Source organism: Roseateles sp. (genome assembly GCF_049240545.1).
Lineage (GTDB): Bacteria > Pseudomonadota > Gammaproteobacteria > Burkholderiales > Burkholderiaceae_C > Paucibacter_A.
Genome location: NZ_JBMLSK010000107.1, coordinates 24,089 through 42,179 on the forward strand (window position 1 = coordinate 24,089; position 18,091 = coordinate 42,179).

Annotated in this window: 19 protein-coding genes; 6 read left to right on the forward strand and 13 right to left on the reverse strand. The window is 61.2% G+C overall.

Going from position 1 to position 18,091, the window contains the following annotated elements:
* Nucleotides 1-172 precede the first annotated feature (172 nt).
* From ACOVRJ_RS07115 to ACOVRJ_RS07125, 3 genes are read left to right on the forward strand one after another with little or no spacing between them, the layout of a single operon-like run.
* Nucleotides 173-670, forward strand: coding sequence for a hypothetical protein (locus ACOVRJ_RS07115; protein WP_422043184.1), 498 nt, complete (start codon nucleotides 173-175; stop codon nucleotides 668-670).
* Nucleotides 671-699: 29 nt separating this feature from the next.
* On the forward strand, nucleotides 700-1,152 hold the full coding sequence (locus ACOVRJ_RS07120; RefSeq protein WP_422043185.1) for a PIN domain-containing protein: 453 nt from the start codon (nucleotides 700-702) through the stop codon (nucleotides 1,150-1,152).
* 56 nt (nucleotides 1,153-1,208) lie between these two features.
* On the forward strand, nucleotides 1,209-1,439 hold the full coding sequence (locus tag ACOVRJ_RS07125) for a hypothetical protein (protein WP_422043186.1): 231 nt from the start codon (nucleotides 1,209-1,211) through the stop codon (nucleotides 1,437-1,439).
* Nucleotides 1,440-1,476: 37 nt separating this feature from the next.
* On the opposite strand, the gene ACOVRJ_RS07130 is transcribed toward ACOVRJ_RS07125, so the two are convergent.
* Nucleotides 1,477-2,241 carry a PEP-CTERM sorting domain-containing protein gene (locus ACOVRJ_RS07130; RefSeq protein ID WP_422043187.1) on the reverse strand — a complete coding sequence of 255 codons (765 nt, stop codon included), beginning with the start codon at nucleotides 2,239-2,241 and terminating at the stop codon, nucleotides 1,477-1,479.
* A gap of 187 nt (nucleotides 2,242-2,428) precedes the next feature.
* A complete protein-coding gene (locus ACOVRJ_RS07135; RefSeq protein ID WP_422043188.1) occupies nucleotides 2,429-3,598 on the reverse strand; it encodes a hypothetical protein in 1,170 nt (389 codons plus the stop codon).
* Between the two features lie 154 nt (nucleotides 3,599-3,752).
* Here ACOVRJ_RS07135 and ACOVRJ_RS07140 point away from each other — a divergent pair, with 154 nt between their 5' ends.
* The gene (locus ACOVRJ_RS07140) at nucleotides 3,753-4,754 is read left to right on the forward strand and encodes a helix-turn-helix transcriptional regulator (protein WP_422043189.1); all 1,002 of its coding nucleotides are present in this window, start codon (nucleotides 3,753-3,755) and stop codon (nucleotides 4,752-4,754) included.
* Between the two features lie 54 nt (nucleotides 4,755-4,808).
* Here ACOVRJ_RS07140 and ACOVRJ_RS07145 read toward each other — a convergent pair whose 3' ends face one another.
* From ACOVRJ_RS07145 to ACOVRJ_RS07185, 9 genes are all read right to left on the reverse strand, one after another.
* The gene (locus tag ACOVRJ_RS07145; RefSeq protein ID WP_422043190.1) at nucleotides 4,809-5,210 is read right to left on the reverse strand and encodes a DUF3597 domain-containing protein; all 402 of its coding nucleotides are present in this window, start codon (nucleotides 5,208-5,210) and stop codon (nucleotides 4,809-4,811) included.
* Nucleotides 5,211-5,368: 158 nt separating this feature from the next.
* The gene (locus ACOVRJ_RS07150; RefSeq protein ID WP_422043191.1) at nucleotides 5,369-5,950 is read right to left on the reverse strand and encodes a cob(I)yrinic acid a,c-diamide adenosyltransferase; all 582 of its coding nucleotides are present in this window, start codon (nucleotides 5,948-5,950) and stop codon (nucleotides 5,369-5,371) included.
* Between the two features lie 87 nt (nucleotides 5,951-6,037).
* Nucleotides 6,038-6,295, reverse strand: coding sequence for a hypothetical protein (locus ACOVRJ_RS07155; protein ID WP_422043192.1), 258 nt, complete (start codon nucleotides 6,293-6,295; stop codon nucleotides 6,038-6,040).
* Between the two features lie 101 nt (nucleotides 6,296-6,396).
* Nucleotides 6,397-7,872, reverse strand: coding sequence for an OmpP1/FadL family transporter (locus tag ACOVRJ_RS07160; RefSeq protein ID WP_422043193.1), 1,476 nt, complete (start codon nucleotides 7,870-7,872; stop codon nucleotides 6,397-6,399).
* A 357-nt stretch (nucleotides 7,873-8,229) separates the two neighbouring features.
* Nucleotides 8,230-9,738, reverse strand: a complete 1,509-nt coding sequence (locus tag ACOVRJ_RS07165) for a SpoVR family protein (RefSeq protein WP_422043298.1) — start codon at nucleotides 9,736-9,738, stop codon at nucleotides 8,230-8,232.
* 86 nt (nucleotides 9,739-9,824) lie between these two features.
* Nucleotides 9,825-11,108: a YeaH/YhbH family protein gene (locus tag ACOVRJ_RS07170; RefSeq protein ID WP_422043194.1), complete on the reverse strand. Its 1,284-nt coding sequence runs from the start codon at nucleotides 11,106-11,108 to the stop codon at nucleotides 9,825-9,827.
* A 122-nt stretch (nucleotides 11,109-11,230) separates the two neighbouring features.
* On the reverse strand, nucleotides 11,231-13,153 hold the full coding sequence (locus ACOVRJ_RS07175; RefSeq protein WP_263538403.1) for a PrkA family serine protein kinase: 1,923 nt from the start codon (nucleotides 13,151-13,153) through the stop codon (nucleotides 11,231-11,233).
* Nucleotides 13,154-13,568: 415 nt separating this feature from the next.
* Nucleotides 13,569-14,480, reverse strand: a complete 912-nt coding sequence (locus tag ACOVRJ_RS07180; RefSeq protein ID WP_422043195.1) for a ParB/RepB/Spo0J family partition protein — start codon at nucleotides 14,478-14,480, stop codon at nucleotides 13,569-13,571.
* Between the two features lie 25 nt (nucleotides 14,481-14,505).
* The gene (locus tag ACOVRJ_RS07185; RefSeq protein WP_422043196.1) at nucleotides 14,506-15,045 is read right to left on the reverse strand and encodes an RBBP9/YdeN family alpha/beta hydrolase; all 540 of its coding nucleotides are present in this window, start codon (nucleotides 15,043-15,045) and stop codon (nucleotides 14,506-14,508) included.
* Between the two features lie 51 nt (nucleotides 15,046-15,096).
* Here ACOVRJ_RS07185 and argC point away from each other — a divergent pair, with 51 nt between their 5' ends.
* Together argC and ACOVRJ_RS07195 are read left to right on the forward strand one after the other, a co-directional pair.
* Nucleotides 15,097-16,038, forward strand: a complete 942-nt coding sequence (gene argC, locus ACOVRJ_RS07190; RefSeq protein ID WP_422043197.1) for an N-acetyl-gamma-glutamyl-phosphate reductase — start codon at nucleotides 15,097-15,099, stop codon at nucleotides 16,036-16,038.
* An 18-nt stretch (nucleotides 16,039-16,056) separates the two neighbouring features.
* Nucleotides 16,057-16,500 (forward strand): GNAT family N-acetyltransferase, encoded by a 444-nt coding sequence (locus tag ACOVRJ_RS07195; RefSeq protein WP_422043198.1) that lies wholly within the window; start codon nucleotides 16,057-16,059, stop codon nucleotides 16,498-16,500.
* An 11-nt stretch (nucleotides 16,501-16,511) separates the two neighbouring features.
* Here ACOVRJ_RS07195 and ACOVRJ_RS07200 read toward each other — a convergent pair whose 3' ends face one another.
* Complete coding sequence (locus ACOVRJ_RS07200; protein WP_422043199.1) at nucleotides 16,512-17,303, reverse strand: GNAT family N-acetyltransferase; 792 nt, start codon at nucleotides 17,301-17,303, stop codon at nucleotides 16,512-16,514.
* A complete protein-coding gene (locus tag ACOVRJ_RS07205) occupies nucleotides 17,300-18,070 on the reverse strand; it encodes a ParA family protein (protein ID WP_263538409.1) in 771 nt (256 codons plus the stop codon). The genes ACOVRJ_RS07200 and ACOVRJ_RS07205 overlap by 4 nt, the downstream gene beginning before the upstream one ends.
* Nucleotides 18,071-18,091: the final 21 nt, after the last annotated feature.

The following is an 18,091-nucleotide window of genomic DNA, read 5'->3' on the forward strand; positions in this document are numbered from 1 at the left end:
CACGGTTTTTTTTCGTCCAGAATAGTTCGTCGTGGCGGGCAAAAAAGTCAGATGATGCAAGACCTGACCCCCTTGGTTCGTTGCCCTTTTCTCTTTCATCATTACTTTCGCCAAAGGCAGCTTGCATTAACGCGCTAAAGTAACGGCCCCTTACTTTCTGAATCTCTCCCAAGTGCTGGCCAAGCTGACTTCCAAGAACCAATTGACGCTGCCTAAAAGCGTGACAGAACCCCTCGGACCCGTGCAGTACTTCGAGGTGCAAACCAAGGCGGGCCAAATCATCCTGACCCCGGTCAAAATTCAACGTGGTGATGCGGTACGCGCCAAACTTGCCGAGCTGGCCATTGACGAAAAAACCATTGAGTCCGCTCTCAGCTGGGCCGAAGCCGAAGAAAAAGCGGTCGTCAAAAAATCGGCGGCAAAACCGGTGCTGAAAAACACGGCGGCGAAAAGGCTTGCGACCCTGAAGACGCCTGCAAAACCATTGAGTGCCAAAACAGCGCTTAAAACAGCCGGCAAGGTCGTAAGAAAAACAGCAGCTGCCGCCGCGGCAAAAACGGTGAGCAAGCAGAGCAGCCGTTCGCCGAGCAAGAACAAGGTGGCTAACAGCGTTCAGAAGAAATCAGCCGTTAGCAGTCCCAAAGCATCAAGTCGCCGCGTCAGCAAATGACAGCCGGCAGTTCAAGCATGAAGAGCGCGGTGCGGAACAAGAAGCAGGCCACGGCATCGACCCTGAAGACGCCCCGCGTCGCTTTGGATACCGACGTGCTTTTGCACGCTCTTTTGGGCAGCCATCGGACGGCTAAGGCATTGCGGCAGGCTTGGCAAGCAGGGCAATGCCGGCCCGTGATTGCAGCCGAAGGCGCGCAGTTGTTGATCAAGGCTTTGGCTTATCCGAGCTTTGCTTTGGATGCTTCGCAGCAGCGCGAGTTGTTGGCGGACTTTTTGCCCTATGCCGAAGTGGTGAAGCTCGAAGCTCCAGCGCGTCAAACTGCGCTTGCTGCCCCAGTTTTAAGGCTGGCCAAGGCGGCTGGCGCCGACATCTTGGTCAGCGAGTGCGCCAAGGTGCACAGTGGTTTCGAGAAGTCCCGCTTGGCTTCTTGCCAGTTGCTCAGTTCGGCGGAATTTTTGGCATCGCTGTCCTTGCCCTGAGCTTGGCTTGAGGCCGGGCTCTGGTAGATTTCGCCTCCGGTGGGATGGCGAGGACGATGATCAATAACAAGGGATTCAATCAGCCCGAGATTTCCAAGGGCATGTGGCGTGTCGTGTTCTACGAGCGCCGCGCCAACCGGGTGCATCTGGACAAGACGGGCCCATGGCTACCGACAAAGCAATTAGCCCAGCAATGGGCCCATTGGTTCGGTGCTTTGGGTTATCACGTCGCCTTGCAAGACCAGTTCGGGGAACTGGAACGCTTCAGCGTCGGCCTGCCTGGTTGAATCAAGTCCAGGGCAGGCCGTTTTTTGCTTTTAAGCCTTACTTGGCAGCGCGGCGACGAGCCACGAAGCCGATGGCGCCCAGACCAGCCAGCAGCATGGCGTAGGTTTGTGGCTCAGGGATTGGTGTGGTCACGGTAAACGAGGACGCCCAGTTGCTGGTGGCGTAGTCAGCCGTATCGGTGCCGGTCCAGTTGGCGACGTCGCTGATCTTGCTCAGCAGCTCGGCCTTGGTACCGGTGGTGCCGCCCTTGTAGTAGCCGTTGTCGAAGTTGCCCAGATTGACCATCGTGCCGGCATTCAGGCTCAGGCCAGTGGGCACATTGGTGGTGTTGGTCGAGTTGGAGACCGTCGGGCTGGCGATGATGCCGTTTGCACTTGCGAAGTGGGTGCCGACCAGGAAGTTTGGAGCGTTGTTGGCGCCTGTAAAGCCGAATATTTGGTCGCCGCCGGTGGCGAGGTTCAAGACACTGCCCGTAGCCGTGCCGGTGCTCCAAGAGACCGTGCCATTGCCGGTGAAACGGACCACCGAGCCGGCAGCCAATGCGCTGGCGCTTTTCCAGGTCAGTGGGCCGCCGCCGGATGCGTCTAGATGCTCGGAGGTGCGGAAGGCACTGCCTTGCCACGACGAGTCGGTGAAGTTGATCGTGGTGTTGGCAGCGATGTCGACCAGGGCGACCCAGGCGAAGTTGTCGGCAGTGTCGGTGTTGTAGGCCACTACGGCGATGTCACCGGCTGTCAAAGCAGCATGTGCCGGAGCGATAGCAGCAGCGGCCAGGGCCAGTGCGAGCAGAGTCTTTTGCATGGGGTACTCCAAAGTTTTGGACGGAAATGAAGTTCAAGACAATCGAAAAACGAGACGCAAGCGTTTGCGTTTCTTGTCACCCCATCGCCAAACTCGGGCATGTCCTCCCCTTGCAAGCGCCGGTGGTGCTGGATGGACTGTGGACTCGGGCCATGACTACGACATGAAATTCCCATGGCTATTCGGCTCATGACCCCGTGAATAGGGGGTTAGCCTTTCGCTGGAGAGGCAGGTTTTGGACGCTAGGCGCACAAAAGCCCTTGCGCTCCAAGGCCCAGCCCTCGGTGGCGCTGGGTTGGCTGTGTTGTTGCACATGCATGCAGCTGATCAGGCGTTTGGCGGCCGCGCGTTGCACCAAGGCTTCGGTTTGAGCGGCGTTCAAATGCAGGGCAAAGCGCAGCCAGCGCTTTTGCAGCAGCGGCTGTTGCCAGGCGTCTTCCAGGGCCCAGCGGATCTGAGGCTCTTGAGTCAGGTCTTGAACGGCCAGTACGCGGGGCGCCAAAGCCATCAGGAAGCGATTGAAATCGCCTTTGGCACCCTCGGTAGGCAAGAGCGCTTCAATGCGCGCCAGACGGGTGCTCCAGCCCGGCGTGGCCAGTTGGCGAGTCACCAGGGCTTGCAGGGCTTGGATGGGGTTGAACAGACGCAGGCGATTCGGCGGCATCACCAGCAAGGGCACGGCGGCGGCTTCTTCATGGCTCAACTCGGTGACGAAGGAAGTGAGCACCGCCACCCGCTGCCATTCGGCCGGCCCCAGGCTGGCAATGCGATGGATGGGCCCGGCTTCGACACTGCGTGCGACCTCCAAGGCCTGTAGCCAGCCATGCTCGGCTTTGGCCAGATTGGCGGCGCGGCTCATCATGACCAGATTGCCGGCCGCGTAGCCGGCATCGTTGCGCACCCGGTCGACGCTGCGTTGTTTGCTGCTGCCGGGATGATCGTCCAGACGCTGGCGGGTGATGGGGCAATGGCTGACCTCGATCTGCTGCAGGTAGTTGGGTGTGACTTGCACATCCTCAAAGCTGCGGCCGCGCGTCCAGGCATGGGTGCGCAGCGCCAACCAAAGCTGGGTGTGGCGGTGGGCACGCAGGGTGCGATGGCCAAAGGTGGCGCAGCCGGCTTGATAGCCCTGGCGCAGCGGTGAGGCGGCAAACAGATGCAGGGCAGGGGGCGTCAGGCCATGGTGGGCATAGTCCCAGCCGAGGGCAAAGCCCAGGCTTTGGCTTGCCGGCAAGGCGGTGGCGGGTTCGGCCGCCATGTTTTGGGCCTCATCCTTGTTGATGCCAAGTTCGAGTTGGGCGGCCAAAAAATTGCTGCTTGGATGGGTGACTGCTGCTGTGCTTGCGATCTGTGCCATGGCTTGCTCCGGTGTTGCGGCCGTTTCTGCTGCCGCTGCTGACTTCAGAGCTTGATCGAAGGATTTCGTTCAAGCTTGTGGCACAGTCTCGATCTCAGCTAGCTCATTGCGTGAGCCAGTAAAAACCAAGCGATAAAAAGTTAGGAAGAACGGCATGGACCGGACCGAGCGCTTCTACAAAATCGAAATGCTGATTCGTTCGCGCGAGTGCGTCAGCTTTGCCACCTTGCTGGAGGCGCTGGAGGTGTCGCCGGCCACCTTGAAGCGCGACTTGCAATACCTGCGAGAGCGCATGGATGCGCCGATCGAATACGACACCATGGCCAATGGCTACCGTTTCGGCCAGCAATGGCGCGGGCGCCAGCATGAACTGCCTGGCGTTTGGTTCAGTGAGAAAGAGTTGCATGCCTTGTTGACCATGCACCAAATGCTGGCCAGCTTGGATGACCAAGGCATCTTGAGTCGGCACCTGACGCCGATGTTTGACAAGCTGACCGGCATGTTGGGGGTGGACGAGGTCGAGGCGCAGGAGCTGACCCGGCGCATCAAGCTGATCAGCACGGCTAAGCGGCGTGTGGCCTCGGAGTATTTCGAAACCGTGGGCAGCGCGGTGGTGAAGCGTCGGCGTTTGCGTTTGCTGTATCGCAGCCGGGGGCGCGGCGAGGGGGCCGCTGCAAAGCGAAGCGCCACAGCCGGTGCGCGCGTGGTGTCACCGCAGCGCCTCGTGCATTACCGAAACACTTGGTACCTGGATGCCTGGTGCCACCAGAGCGAGGGCTTCCGGCGCTTTGCCCTGGATGCAATGGAAGGGGCCGAGTTACTGGACGAGAAGGCCAAGACCGTGCCGACCGCGCAGTTGGAAGCCGAGCTGGACCAGGGTTACGGCATCTTTGCTGGCGCCAGCCCAAAGCAGGCCAACTTGGTGTTCAGCGCCGAGGCGGCGCAATGGGTGTCCAAAGAGGAATGGCACCCGGCTCAGCAGAGCGAGTGGCTGGAGGACGGCCGCTGGCGCTTGAAAGTGCCCTTTGTCGACGCCACCGAGCTGTTGATGGACCTGCTGCGCCATGCGGGGCAGGTGGAAGTGAAAGCGCCCGCAGACTTGCGGGCGGCTTATGCCAAGCGACTGCGTGAGGCGGTCGCTCAGTTGGAGGCTTGAGAAGGGTCCACCGATCCAAGGATCAAGGAACCCAAGGCCTTTTGACGAAGGGAATCAGGCAATCAGATCGGCCGGCACATTGCCGCCGTTGGCGGCCAGCTTTTGCAGCACGGTCTTGTGCAGCCACATATTCATCTGGGCCGAGTCGCCCATCTTTTCAGCCGGGCAGCCCAGCTCGGTGGCCAGCTCCTTGCGCGAGGCCAGGCTGCTGTCCAGGTCCAGCAGCTTCAGCAGGTCAACGATGGAGACCTTCCAGTTGAGCTTCTCGGCGTGTTTGGCAGCCAAGCCTTCCAATTGCGACACCACATCGACCACCGAGATGGCGACCGGTGCAGGCGCTGCGACTTCGGCTGGAGCCGCTGAGGCGGATGCGGCTTCCAGGACCGGTGCTTCCACCGGGGCGGCGGGCTTGGGGCCGAAGCCGAGCTTGCTGAGGATATTGCTGAACATTCCCATTTTTAATCTCTCCCTGAGTTGGAATGGTGGCCGCCCGCAGCCTTGATACCGGGGGCGAATGAAGAAGCCCAGTCTGTCTAGACTTGGCGTCAGCATTGTGACCGTCTGGCTCTGCGGAAGCACCGCCGAACTAGGGATTCAGGGAATGGGAATATTTTTCAGGTCTCGGCTTGCAGCTTCTGCAGGCGTTCGCTGTGCCAGTAGACATCGTCGCCGCCCAAGCCATCCAGATTGGCGCGGTTCAAGACGCGGGCCAAGACGAACAAGAGGTCGGAGAGCCGGTTCAGGTATTGGCGCGGCGCAGCGTTGATGGTTTCCTGCGCGGCCAGGGTCACCACGGCGCGTTCGGCGCGGCGCGCCACGGTGCGGCAGACATGCGAGATGGCGGCGCTGCGGGTGCCGGCCGGCAGGATGAATTCCTTCAGGCGCGGCAGTTCGGCGTTGAAATGGGCGAGGGCCTCGTCCAGGCGCAGCACTGCATCCATTTTTAGCAACTCATAGCCCGGCATGCACAGCTCGCCGCCCAGGTTGAAGAGTTCATGCTGGATGGTGATCAGCAGCTCGCGCACTTCGTCGGGCAGCGGCTCGGCCAGCAGCACGCCGAGGTTGGAGTTCAGTTCGTCCACATCGCCCATGGCCTGCACGCGCAGATGATCTTTGGGCACGCGGCTGCCGTCACCGAGACCGGTGGTGCCGTCATCGCCGGTGCGGGTGGCTATTTGTGAGAGTCGGTTCGCCATGGGGCTGGATGCGGTTCAGTCTGAGAAGACTCGCATCTTGCCCGAAATCCATCAGCCCCAAATGCCGGCGGGTGAAGCCCGCGCTGCTCAGTGCCTCTTGCCGGAGCGATGAAACTCGGGCTTGGCCTGGGGTGGGCGCTGGTGTTGCTCAGCGTGGTTCAAATCCATCGGCGCATGGCCGTGATTGGGTCCCGCCTTGTCCAGCGGAATGCCGCTTGGAGGATTCAAGGGCTTGCTCATGGCCTCGCGCCCCATGGCACGCAACAGATCCCAACGCAACACGCCGGCAATGGCCAGCAGCAATACAAGCCCTAGGATGATCCAAGTGAGATCCAAACCGAACATGAGCATCTCCTGTTGTGTTGTCGACGGCTCATGCTCGCACCGCGGCGGATCAAAGACAAGCGCCCTAGATCAAACCGCGGTGATCTTCTTGCAAGATTTGTTTAGAACTGGCGGTTGTACTGCACGCCGATCAGCCCCGAGCTCACCTTGTAGTTGCCCTTGATGGTGGCGCAGCTGGAGGTGTTGGCGTCGGAGTTACAAGTGGGCCTACCGCCACTGGTGATGCCGCCATTGTCGAAGTTATTGACCAGGCCGGTGTTCACATGGATGTAGCTGAGTGCGAAGTCCACCGAGCTTTGCTTGTCCAGCTTCCAGTTCATGCCGCCGGAGATCCACTTGCGGTCGCCATCGGGGATTGAAGGCGTGCGATTCGCATCATTGACCGGCGATTGATCGAAGGCCAGGCCGCCACGCAGCTTGATGGCATCGCTCAGTTGGTAGTTCACGCCAAAGGCGGCGCGCGCCGTCTTCACCCAGCGCTGAGGGGTGTTCGAGTCAGCCAGCAGAGGCTGGTCGAAATTGATGCGCAACTCTTGGAAGCGCGAGTGACGGGTCAAGGTGGCATCGGCCATCACGGCCAAACGCGGGTCGAGCTGCTTGAACACCGAGAAGGACAGCGACTCGGGCGTGACCACATCCAGGCTGGCGCCTCCGTTTTGGTATTTGGCCAACAGACCGGCGACCACGCGCTTGTCGGTGCCGCTGGCGGCCAGGGCAGGAATGGCGGCCAGCACTTGGCCAATATAGGCGGCTTGATCTTTGACTTGCCAGTTCGCATCACCCTTGAGCGTGTGCGAAATCTTGGAGCGATAGGCCACGCCGAAACGGGTGTTTTCGTCGTAATTCAAGATCAGGCCGAGGTTGAAGCCGAAGCCCCAGTCCTTGCCGGAGACTTCAACACCGCCCGAGGACTTGGGGTGCGCGGCCAGATTCGGGACCAATGCGGCCGTCAAGGGGCCTTGCAATGCAGGAGGAAGACCCGGAACGATCAAACCGATCACGCCCGAACCGAAGTCGGCGCCCTTGGTCAGATCACCTTGAATGAACTGGGCAGTTACGCCGGCACCGACGCTCAGCGTGCGGTTGACCTTGAAGGCCACCGAGGGGTTCAGAGCGAAGGTCTTCAGCTCGGTGCCGATGGTGTTGTAGCGGCCAGCCCAGTCTTTGTCGTATTCGCTCTTGGAGCCGAAAGGCACGAACAGGCTCATGCCCAGGCTGAGCTGATCGCTCAGCTGGTAGGACATATAGGCATGGGGCACGGCGGTTGGTTTGACGAACTTGCCGCCGTTGCCGCCGCCCGTGGGCGTGCCCAAGACGGTCCTGCTGCCTTGGTCTTGGTATTCGCCGGAAGGCACGACAACATTCAACACACCTGACACCTGCAAACCCTTCAGGCGGCTGGAAGCGGCAGGGTTGTAGAACAGCGCTGAGGCGTCGTCGGCTTCAACGGCATTGGCATTGGCCGTGCCTTGCGAGGCTGCGGACTGCGAACCAAAGTGATAGCCAGAGGCCAGTGCTTGGGTGGCGCACAGGCCGCCGATGAGCGCCAGGCTGAGGGAAGAAAGCTTGTGTTGCATATTGTCTCCGTTGTATGGCGGTTCGACCACCTGAAAGGGGGTTCTTGCGAAGCATGATAGGAGTCGCTACCGAATGACTGTGTTGTGACAATGCCGAATTAGAGGCCGCTCCCCATAGGGAAATACGCGAAGGTGTGCGGTGTCCGGATAGTTGGCTTGTCGGCATTCCTCGCGGCCCACATGTCTGATCCAGGCTTGATGCGCTTGACGCGCGCAGCTTCGGTGCAAGAGCAAGCACAGAGGCGCGTAGGCGAAGAGTGGACCCCTGGTCCCGCAACACTCTGGGCCTGCGCGCCTCCGTGGTTGCAAACAAGGAGTGGTGGCCGGCTCACCAGCAGCCGAGCACCATCTCTGAACTCAGTGAGTCGGTGCAGGCACCGACCAATGCTTGCTGATCTCGCCGCGCTCATTGGCGCTTTCGAGTTCAACGCCAAAGCCCCACAAGCGTGCCACATGCTTTATGACTTCTTGAGCGCTGTCATGCAGAGGGCGGCCCATGTGCTGGGTGTGGCGCAGCGTCAGCGAGCGGTCGCCGCGTAGATTGACGTTCCAGACCTGGATATTGGGCTCACGGGTGCTCAGGTCGTATTGGCGCGACAAGGCCTCGCGCACATGCTGGTAGCCGCTTTCGTCATGAATGGCGGAGATCTCGTACTCGGCCTGCTTTTCGTCGTCGACGATGGAGAAGAGCCGGAACTCGCGCATCAGATGCGGGCTGAGGTACTGGCCGATAAAGCTCTCGTCCTTGAAGTTGCGCATCGCATGGTCGATGGTGGGCAGCCAGTCGCCACCGGCGAGGTCGGGGAACCAGCGCCGGTCTTCCTCGGTCGGCTTTTCGCAGATGCGCTTGATGTCGGTGTACATCGCAAAGCCCAGCGCATAGGGGTTCAGATTCGCCATCGGCTGCTGCGCCACCACATTGGTGTGCGACTTCAGCCATTCGATCATCATGCCGTCGCTCAGATAGCCGTCGTCATACATCTGGTTCAGCAGGCGGTGGTGCCAGAAGGTGGCCCAGCCTTCGTTCATCACCTGGGTCTGGCGCTGCGGATAGAAATACTGGGCGATCTTGCGCACGATGCGCACGATTTCTCGCTGCCAGGGCTCCAAAAGCGGAGCGTTCTTTTCGATGAAGTAAAGGATGTTCTCTTGCGGCTCATCCGGGAAGCGGCGCGCGGCGGCCGCTTCGGCCGCGGCATCAGCCCGCTTGGGCAGGGTGCGCCAGAGCTCATTGATCTGCAGTTGCGCATGGGCCTCGCGGTCTGCCTGGCGGCTGCGCTCTTGGCTCAGCGAGAGCTTGGCGGGGCGGCGATAGCGGTCAACACCATAGCTCATCAAGGCATGGCAGGAGTCCAGTGTTTTCTCAACCTCAGACATGCCGTGGCGCTGCTCGCATTCGGCCACAAAGTTCTTCGCGTAGACCAGATAGTCAATGATGCTGGAAGCATCGGTCCACATGCGGAACAGGTAATTGCCTTTGAAGAAGCTGTTATGCCCATAGCAGGCATGGGCGATCACCAAGGCCTGCATGGCCATGGTGTTTTCCTCCATCAGATAGGCGATGCAGGGGTCGGAGTTGATGACGATTTCATAGGCCAAGCCCATCTGCCCGCGCTTGTAATTGCGCTCGGTGGCGATGAACTCCTTGCCATAGCTCCAGTGCCGGTAATTGACCGGCATGCCGACCGAGGCGTAGGCATCCATCATCTGCTCGGCGGTGATGATCTCTAGCTGATTGGGATAGGTGTCCAGCCCATAGCGCTCGGCGGTGGCGCGGATGATGTCGTGGTACTCATCGATGAGCTCAAAGGTCCAGTCGCTGGGCGAGGCCAGTGGTTGGCTGGGGCGTGCTTTCAAGGGCAGCATTTCGCGCAGCGGCGGCTTGCAGCGCCGCCCGCCGTATTCATCGGTGAGGGGGGCGATGCCGATCTGGCGGCGGTTTTCAATCTGGCTCATGCCCGCGCTCCTTCCTTCTTGAACAGTTCACGGAAGACCGGGTAAATCTGCGAAACCTCGGTGGCCTTGCGCATCGCAAAGTGCCCAACTTCTTCGCTGAGCTTGCTGTACTCCTCCCAGAGGTTTTGCTCGGCATCGGCCACCTGCACATAGGCGAAGTAACGGCACAGCGGCAGGATCTGCTGGGCTAGCAACTCGCGGCAACGGCCGCTGTCGTGGTGCCAGTTGTCGCCATCGCTGGCTTGGGCGCCGTAGATATTCCATTCATTGCGCGGATAGCGGGCGCGAATGATCTCCTCCATCAGCACCAGCGCGCTCGACACCACCGTGCCGCCGGTTTCGGTGGCGTGGAAGAAGTTCTGCTCGTCGACTTCTTGCGCCTGGGTGTGGTGGCGGATGAAGACCACCTCGATCTTGTCGTAATGCCGGGTCAGGAAGAGGTAGAGCAGGATGAAGAAGCGCTTGGCCAGGTCCTTGCGGCTTTCGTCCATTGAGCCCGACACATCCATCAGGCAAAACATGACGGCGCGACTGCTCGGCACCGGCACCCGCACTCGGTTGCGAAAACGCAGGTCGATCGGGTCCAGAAAAGGAATGGCGGCGATGCGGCCACGCAGAAAGGCGATGCGCTCCTCGGTCTCGACGCGCATGCGCTGGACCTCTGGGTCGGCCGGGTTCTCATGCTTGAGCAGCAATTCCAGCCGCTCTTCCAACTCATGCAATTCGCGGCGCTTGCTGGTGCCCAGGGCGATGCGTCGGCCCAGGGCGCCGCGCATCGAGCGCACCACATGCAGATTGGTCGGTGTGCCGTCGGAAACAAAGCCGGCGCGGTGGCTCTTCCACTCGGGCGTTTCGGCCAACTGGGTGCGCTCCAGGTTCGGCAGGGCTAGGTCTTCAAAGAACACCTGCATGAACTCCTCGCGGCTGAGGTGGAAGACGAAGTCGTCATCACCTTCGCCGGAGTCGCTGGCTTGCCCGCCGCCTTGACCTTGGCCGCCGCCTTTGGGCTTGGCGACGCGGTCGCCCTTGACGTGCTCGGTATTGCCGGGCCGCACCACTTCGCGCACACCGCCCTCACCATGGCCGAAGACCGGTTCACTCAGGTCCTTCTTTGGGATGTGCACATCCTCGCCGCGCTCCATATCGCGGATGCCGCGCCCATCCACCGCCCGGCGTACCGCTTCGCGCACTTGTTCCTTGTGGCGTTGCAGAAATCGCTCGCGGTTGCCAATGGACTTGTTCTTGCCCGAGAGCCTGCGATCGATGATTTGTTGAAGCATGGAAAAAATGCCTTCCCCCGCTCAGCGGTGTGTCAGCAAAGCCCTCACCAGCCAAGCGCTGGCTCAGATGCGGCGACTCCTGGCCCTGGGTGCCTCAGCAGCACCCAGAGGCCAGGCTGGCTTCAAGAGCTCTTTCTGACGCGCAAATACCATTCGCACAAAAGCCGAACTTGCTTGGCCGTGTAGCCCTTGCCGACCATGCGATTGACGAAGTCCTCGTGCTTCTTGGCCTCGTCGGTGCTGGCCTTGGCGTTGAAGCTGATGACCGGCAGCAACTCCTCGGTGTTGGAGAACATCTTCTTCTCGATCACCGTGCGCAGCTTTTCGTAGCTGGTCCAGGCCGGGTTTTTGCCGGCATTGTTGGCGCGGGCGCGCAGCACGAAGTTGACGATCTCGTTGCGGAAGTCCTTCGGGTTGCTGATGCCGGCGGGCTTTTCGATCTTTTCCAACTCGCCGTTCAGGGCCGAGCGGTCGAAGACCTCGCCGGTGTCGGTGTCGCGGTACTCCTGGTCCTGGATCCAGTAATCGGCATAAGTGACGTAGCGGTCAAAGATGTTCTGGCCGTATTCGCTATAGCTCTCCAGATAAGCGGTCTGGATTTCCTTGCCGATGAACTCGGCATAACGCGGTGCCAGCAACTCCTTGATGAAGCCCACATACTTTTGCTCGGTATCGGTGGGGAATTGCTCGCGCTCGATCTGCTGCTCCAGCACATACATCAGGTGTACTGGGTTGGCCGCCACTTCGGAGGAGTCGAAGTTGAAGACCTTGGACAAGATCTTGTAAGCGAAGCGGGTCGAGATGCCGCTCATGCCCTCGTCCACGCCTGCGTAGTCGCGGTACTCCTGGAAGCTCTTGGCCTTGGGGTCGGTGTCCTTCAGGCTCTCGCCGTCGTAGACCTGCATCTTGGAATACAGCGAGGAGTTCTCCGGCTCTTTCAGCCGGGTCAACACCGCGAACTGGCTCATGATTTTGAGCGTGCCGGGGGCGCATTTGGCCTCGGCCAAGGACGAACTGCGGATTAGCTTCTCGTAGATCTTCACTTCTTCGCTAACGCGCAGGCAGTACGGCACCTTGACAATGTAGATGCGGTCCAGGAAGGCCTCGTTGTTCTTGTTGTTGCGGAAGGTCTTCCACTCGCTCTCATTCGAGTGCGCGAGCACGATGCCGTCGAAGGGAATCGCGCCGAAGCCTTCTGTGCCTTTGTAATTGCCTTCCTGTGTGGCCGTCAGCAGTGGGTGCAGCACCTTGATGGGTGCTTTGAACATTTCCACAAACTCCAGCAGACCCTGGTTGGCCAGGCACAGGCCACCCGAGTAGCTGTAGGCATCGGGGTCATCTTGCGCAAAGGTTTCGAGCTTGCGGATGTCGACCTTGCCGACCAGGGAGCTGATGTCCTGGTTGTTCTCGTCGCCCGGCTCGGTCTTGGCCACCCCCACCTGCTTGAGCACGCTGGGGTAGCGCTTCACCACCTTGAAGCGACGGATATCACCACCGAACTCGTCCAGACGCTTGACCGCCCAGGGGCTGAGGATGCGGTTCAGGTAGCGGCGCGGAATGCCGTATTCCTTCTCCAGCAGCGGGCCGTCTTCGGCGGGGTCGAACAAGCCCAGCGGCGACTCATTCACCGGCGAGCCCGCCAAGGCATAGAAGGGCACTTGCTCCATCAACTGCTTGAGGCGCTCGGCGATGGAACTCTTGCCGCCGCCCACCGGCCCGAGCAAGTAAAGGATCTGCTTCTTTTCTTCTAAGCCTTGGGCGGCATGGCGGAAATAGCTAACAACTTGTTCAATCGCCTCTTCGAGCCCGTAGAACTCGGCGAAGGCGGGGTAGATCTTGATGGTTTTGTTGGCGAACAGACGCGACAGGCGCACATCGTTTCGCGTGTCGATCATCTCGGGTTCGCCGATGGCCTGCAGCATTCGCTCGGCCGCGCTTGCGTAGGCAATGGGGTTGTTCTTGCATTCCGCGAGATAGTCTTCAAGAGACATCTCTTCGACGCGGGTGCGTTCATAGCGCTTGGTGAAACTGCTGATCACGTCCATGCTCTGGCCTCCGGTTGGGCCCAGGCGACACACAGACACACAGGGTGGCTATGTGCCGGCTGGGAAGTTCTGATGGCGTCCCGTGCGGGCCACATCGGGCGCGCGAGGGCTGGGGCGTCATCAGAGCTTTCCGAGAGCGGCTCTGTCAGTCCTTGCTCAGAGCTTGAACTCTTGGGCTTCCATTGAACGAATGAAAAGGCCGGAGTTCAGCTTGGTACAAAACTGCTTGCTGAGCAAGTCTGGATGCGATGCTACGCCGATTGCTTGGGGCCTGCTTGGGCCTTGCGAGAACAGCTGCAAAGCCTGTCGCGAAAACAAGGCAATTTTTCGGCAGCGCGGCCGGCGTGGCCGCAGCGGGTGTAGATTAGAAAGTTGGCCAAGCAAGAAGGTGCTTGGCCTTGCGCCCGACGCCGACTTATTGCGGGCCGCGCAGACGGTCGATCAGACCGTTCAGCTCATCGAGCGATCCAAATTGAATCGACAACTCGCCTTGTTCGCCGCGCTTGGTGCGCTTCTTGACTCGCACCTCGACGACCGCGGTCAACAGATCAGATAACTCTTCTTCTAAGCGCAACAGATCGCGGCTTTTGTCGCCTTTGACGCGCAGCAGCGGCGTCTGCCGGCCAGCACCCTGGCGCGACACCAGCTTCTCAGCTTCACGCACGCTGAGCTTCTTGGCCGCGATCTCGGTGGCACAGGTGATTTGGTGGGCGCCGTCCAAGGGCAGCAGGGCGCGGGCGTGGCCCATATCGATATCGCCGGCCATCAGCATGTTCTGCACCGGCTCCACCAGCTGCAGCAGGCGCAGCAGATTGCTGGCGGCGCTGCGCGAGCGGCCCACCGCTTGGGCGGCTTGCTCATGGGTCAGGTGGAACTCGTTCACCAGGCGCTGCAGGCCTTGCGCTTCTTCCAGCGGATTCAGGTCTTCACGCTGAATGTTCTCGATCAGGGCCATGGCGGCCGCGGCCTCGTCGGGCACGGCCTTGACCAGCACCGGCACCTCGCGCAGACCGGCCAGCTTGGCGGCCCGGAAGCGGCGCTCACCGGCAATGATCTCGTATCGCACTTCGCTGAGATCTGATGGCGGCTTGATCGGTCGCACCAAGATGGGCTGCATGATGCCCTGGCCCTTGATGCTCTCGGCCAACTCATAGAGTGAGCCTTCGTCCATGCGGGTGCGCGGCTGGTACTTGCCGGCTTGCATCTGTTCTAGACGCAAGACGCTGGGGCTGCCTTCGCGGGCGGCGGCCGCTTCGGAATCGCTGACTTTGGGGCCGAGCAGTGCTTCAAGGCCGAGGCCGAGGCCTTTGGGTTTTTTTGTGACCATGGCTGCAATTGTCTCTTACCGCCGTCTAGGCTCTTAATTCGGCCAGCCAGGCCAGCGCCTCGGGCCAGTCGCCCAGCTTTGATTCGCTGTTCAGGTGCCCGCGCGGGCCTGCCATCACCAAGCGGCTGCCCCAGTCGGCGGCCATGGCGCTGCCGCGCTCGGGCGTGCAAAAAGCGTCGTCGCTGCTGATCACCGCGATGCTGGGGAAGGGCAGGCGGCTGCGCCGAATCGGCCGCCAGTTGTGCAACTGCGGCGGCATGTCCGCGCGCTCGGTGTCGGGCGGCGCCACCAGCAGCGCACCGGCCACCCGTGTGGTGTGGCGCGAATGCTCGGCCCAGCTGGCGACCAACTGGCAGCCCAGCGAGTGCGCCACCAGCAGGGCGGGGCGCTCGTCGCCGAGCAGCACTTCGTCCAGGCGGGCCATCCAGTCACCGCGGCGCGGCCAGTCCCAGTCGGCCTGCTCGACGCGCTCAAAGCCAAATTGCTGCTCCCACAGGCTCTGCCAATGCGCGGGGTCGGAGTTCAGCCAACCAGGTAAGAGCAGGACTCTGTGTTCTTGATTCATGGGCTTGCCTTATGCTTAGCTGTCTTTGAATTTGATTGTGCTGGAGAGATCATGACTTACGCGGTTTTTGTGGATGGCCAAGAGGGTACGACGGGGCTGCGTATTCACGAATATTTGGCGGCGCGCAGCGATGTGGAAGTGCTGCGCATCGACGCCGACAAGCGCAAGGACCCCGCTGAACGTGCACGTTTGTTGAACGCGGCCGATGTGGCGTTTTTGTGCCTGCCCGATGCGGCTTCACGTGAAGCGGCTGCCATGATCACGAACCCCAACACGTGCTTGATCGACGCCAGCACCGCGCACCGCACCGTGCCGGGTTGGACCTTTGGCTTGCCCGAGTTGGCCAAGGGCCAGCGCGAGCAACTGCGCGCTGCCAAACGCATCGCCAACCCCGGCTGCCATGCCTCGGCCTTTATCTTGGCGCTGCGCCCGCTGGTGGATGCCGGCTTGTTGAGCCCGGACGCTTTGGTTTCGGCCACCTCCATCACCGGCTATTCCGGCGGCGGCAAAAGCATGATTGCGGAGTACGAAGCGGGCGGCAATGCCTTGCTGAATTCGCCCAGGCCCTATGCCTTGGGTCTGGCGCACAAGCACCTGCCCGAGATGATGGCGCACACCGGCTTGAAGAACGCGCCGGTCTTCATGCCCATCGTCGGCAGCTTCTACAAAGGCCTGGCGGTGACCGTGCCGCTGCACCTGAGCCAGCTGCGCGCCGGCGCTCGTGCTGAGGATGTTCATGCCGCGCTGTCTGCCCATTACGCCGGTGAGCGCTTCATCCGCGTGATGCCGCTGCGCGATGCCGACACTTTGGCCGGCGGTTTCTTCGATGTGCAGGGCTGCAATGACACCAACCGGGTCGACCTGTTTGTGTTTGGCTCCGAGACGCAAGTGCTCGTGATGGCCCGCCTGGACAACCTCGGCAAGGGTGCCAGCGGGGCCGCTGTGCAGGCGATGAATGTGCATCTGGGGCTCGATGAGGGTCTGGGTCTCTGATCGCTCTGAAGGGCTTTGGTGAGCTCGGCTGATCAGTCCTTGATTTGGCGGCGTGATGCCGAGGTGCCGCAGGCCGATTTGGATGCGGTACGCGAGGGCGTCTTGCTGTACGGCCGCCAGCAGGCCCAGGGCAGCGATGCACGCGACATCGCTTGCGCTTTGTACGACGGCGAGCGGCTCTTGGCGGGCGCCCAGGGCCGCACCGAGTTCGGGCGGCTTTACATCAACTATCTCTGGGTTGAGCCCGAGCATCGCGCTCAGGGGCTGGGCAGCAAATGCCTGCGCCAACTGGAAGCACAAGCGCTGCAACGTGGATGTGTTGATGCCTTGATCGAAACCCTGTCGGACGAGACGGCGCAGATCTATGAGCACCTGGGCTATGTCTGCATCGCCCATGTGCACGACTATGTGCCGGGCTTTACCCGCCACATCTTGCTGAAGGTCTGGAAACCGCGCGACTGAGGCCAGGGCGCTCAGTCGACCACCGACTCTGGGCTGCGGTAGTGGTAGCGGTAAGCGAAGACAAAGCCCAGCCGAGCATAGACACGCTGGGCCACTGCGTTATCCGAACCCACCTGCAGATAGGCTTGCTTGGCGCCTTCGGCCAGCGCCTCTTGCAGCAACTGCCTGCAGAGCTGAAACGCATGGCCACGACCGCGCTGCTCGGGCGGCGTGAAGATGTCGTAAAGGCCGACGATCGCGTCTTCGCGGGCGAACTGTCCGCAAGCCAGAAGGGCACCTTGCGCATCTCGCAGGGCAAAGCCCCGATAGACCACCGGCGACTTCTTCATGCGCTCGGCATGGACGGCGATGGCCGTCTCAGAAGAGCCGCGCAGGGTGCCGACCAGGGCGGCATAGGCTTCCGCCTCGAGGCGCTCTAAAGGATGTTCTCCCGCGCTGTCCTCAGTGGCTTGGGCTTCGATGCGATTCAGCACCCAGACATCGGCGGCATCAAAAGCCTGCCAACCTTTGGCGGCCAAAAGTTCGTCCAGATTGGCCGGCTGGCTGTAGGGCGTAACGCGGACGATCAGCGGCAATTCGGCGGCCTTGAAGGCGGCCTCGCTGCGCGCCAGCAGTTCGTCCAGAGGCAGGCTGCCTTGGGCCAGTGCATTGATGCAGCGCGAGCGCTTGGCCTTGCCGGGGGAGAGGCGGATCAGCCAGCCGTCCACCGTTCTTTGCTGCGGCGGTGCGCTGGCGTTCAGCCCGGCTTCTTCGGCGCGACGCGCCAGCGCTTCATCGACCAAGCCGACTTGCTCCTGAATCACATCGTGTTGACGCGGCGCACCATTTCACGTGCGAAGTCCACAAAGGCATGCGCGCCTTTGGACGAGGGGTCAAAAACCACGCCGGGCAGGCCGTAGCTGGGGGCCTCGGCCAGGCGCACATTGCGCGGGATGACGGAGTCGAACACCTTGTCGCCGAAGTGGCTCTTCAGCTGATCGCTGACCTGGTTTTGCAAGGTAATGCGGGGGTCGAACATCACCCGCAGCAGGCCGATGATTTGCAGGTCGGGATTCAGGTTGGCATGCACCTGCTTGATGGTGTTGACCAGGTCCGACAAGCCTTCGAGCGCAAAGTACTCGCACTGCATGGGCACGACCACGCCGTGAGCGCAGCACAGGCCGTTCAGCGTCAGCATGGACAGCGAAGGCGGGCAGTCGATCAGCACAAAGTCGTAATCGTCTTTGGCGGCGGCCAGGGCGGTCTTCAAGCGGCGCTCGCGGCGCTCCAGGTCGACCAATTCCACCTCGGCACCGGCCAGTTCGCGGTTGGCACCCAAGACGTCGTAGCCGGCTTTTTCACTGTGTTGCTTGGCCTCGGCCACGCTGCAGGATTCCAGCAACACGTCATAGACGCTCAGCTCCAGTTGGCGCTTGTCGATGCCCGAACCCATGGTGGCATTGCCTTGGGGGTCGAGATCCACAACCAGCACGCGTTGGCCGACCTTGGCCAAGCCGGCGGCGAGGTTGACGGTGGTGGTGGTCTTGCCGACCCCGCCTTTTTGGTTTGCAACGCAGAAAATCTTGGCCATTTGCTCTGGAATAGGTGAACG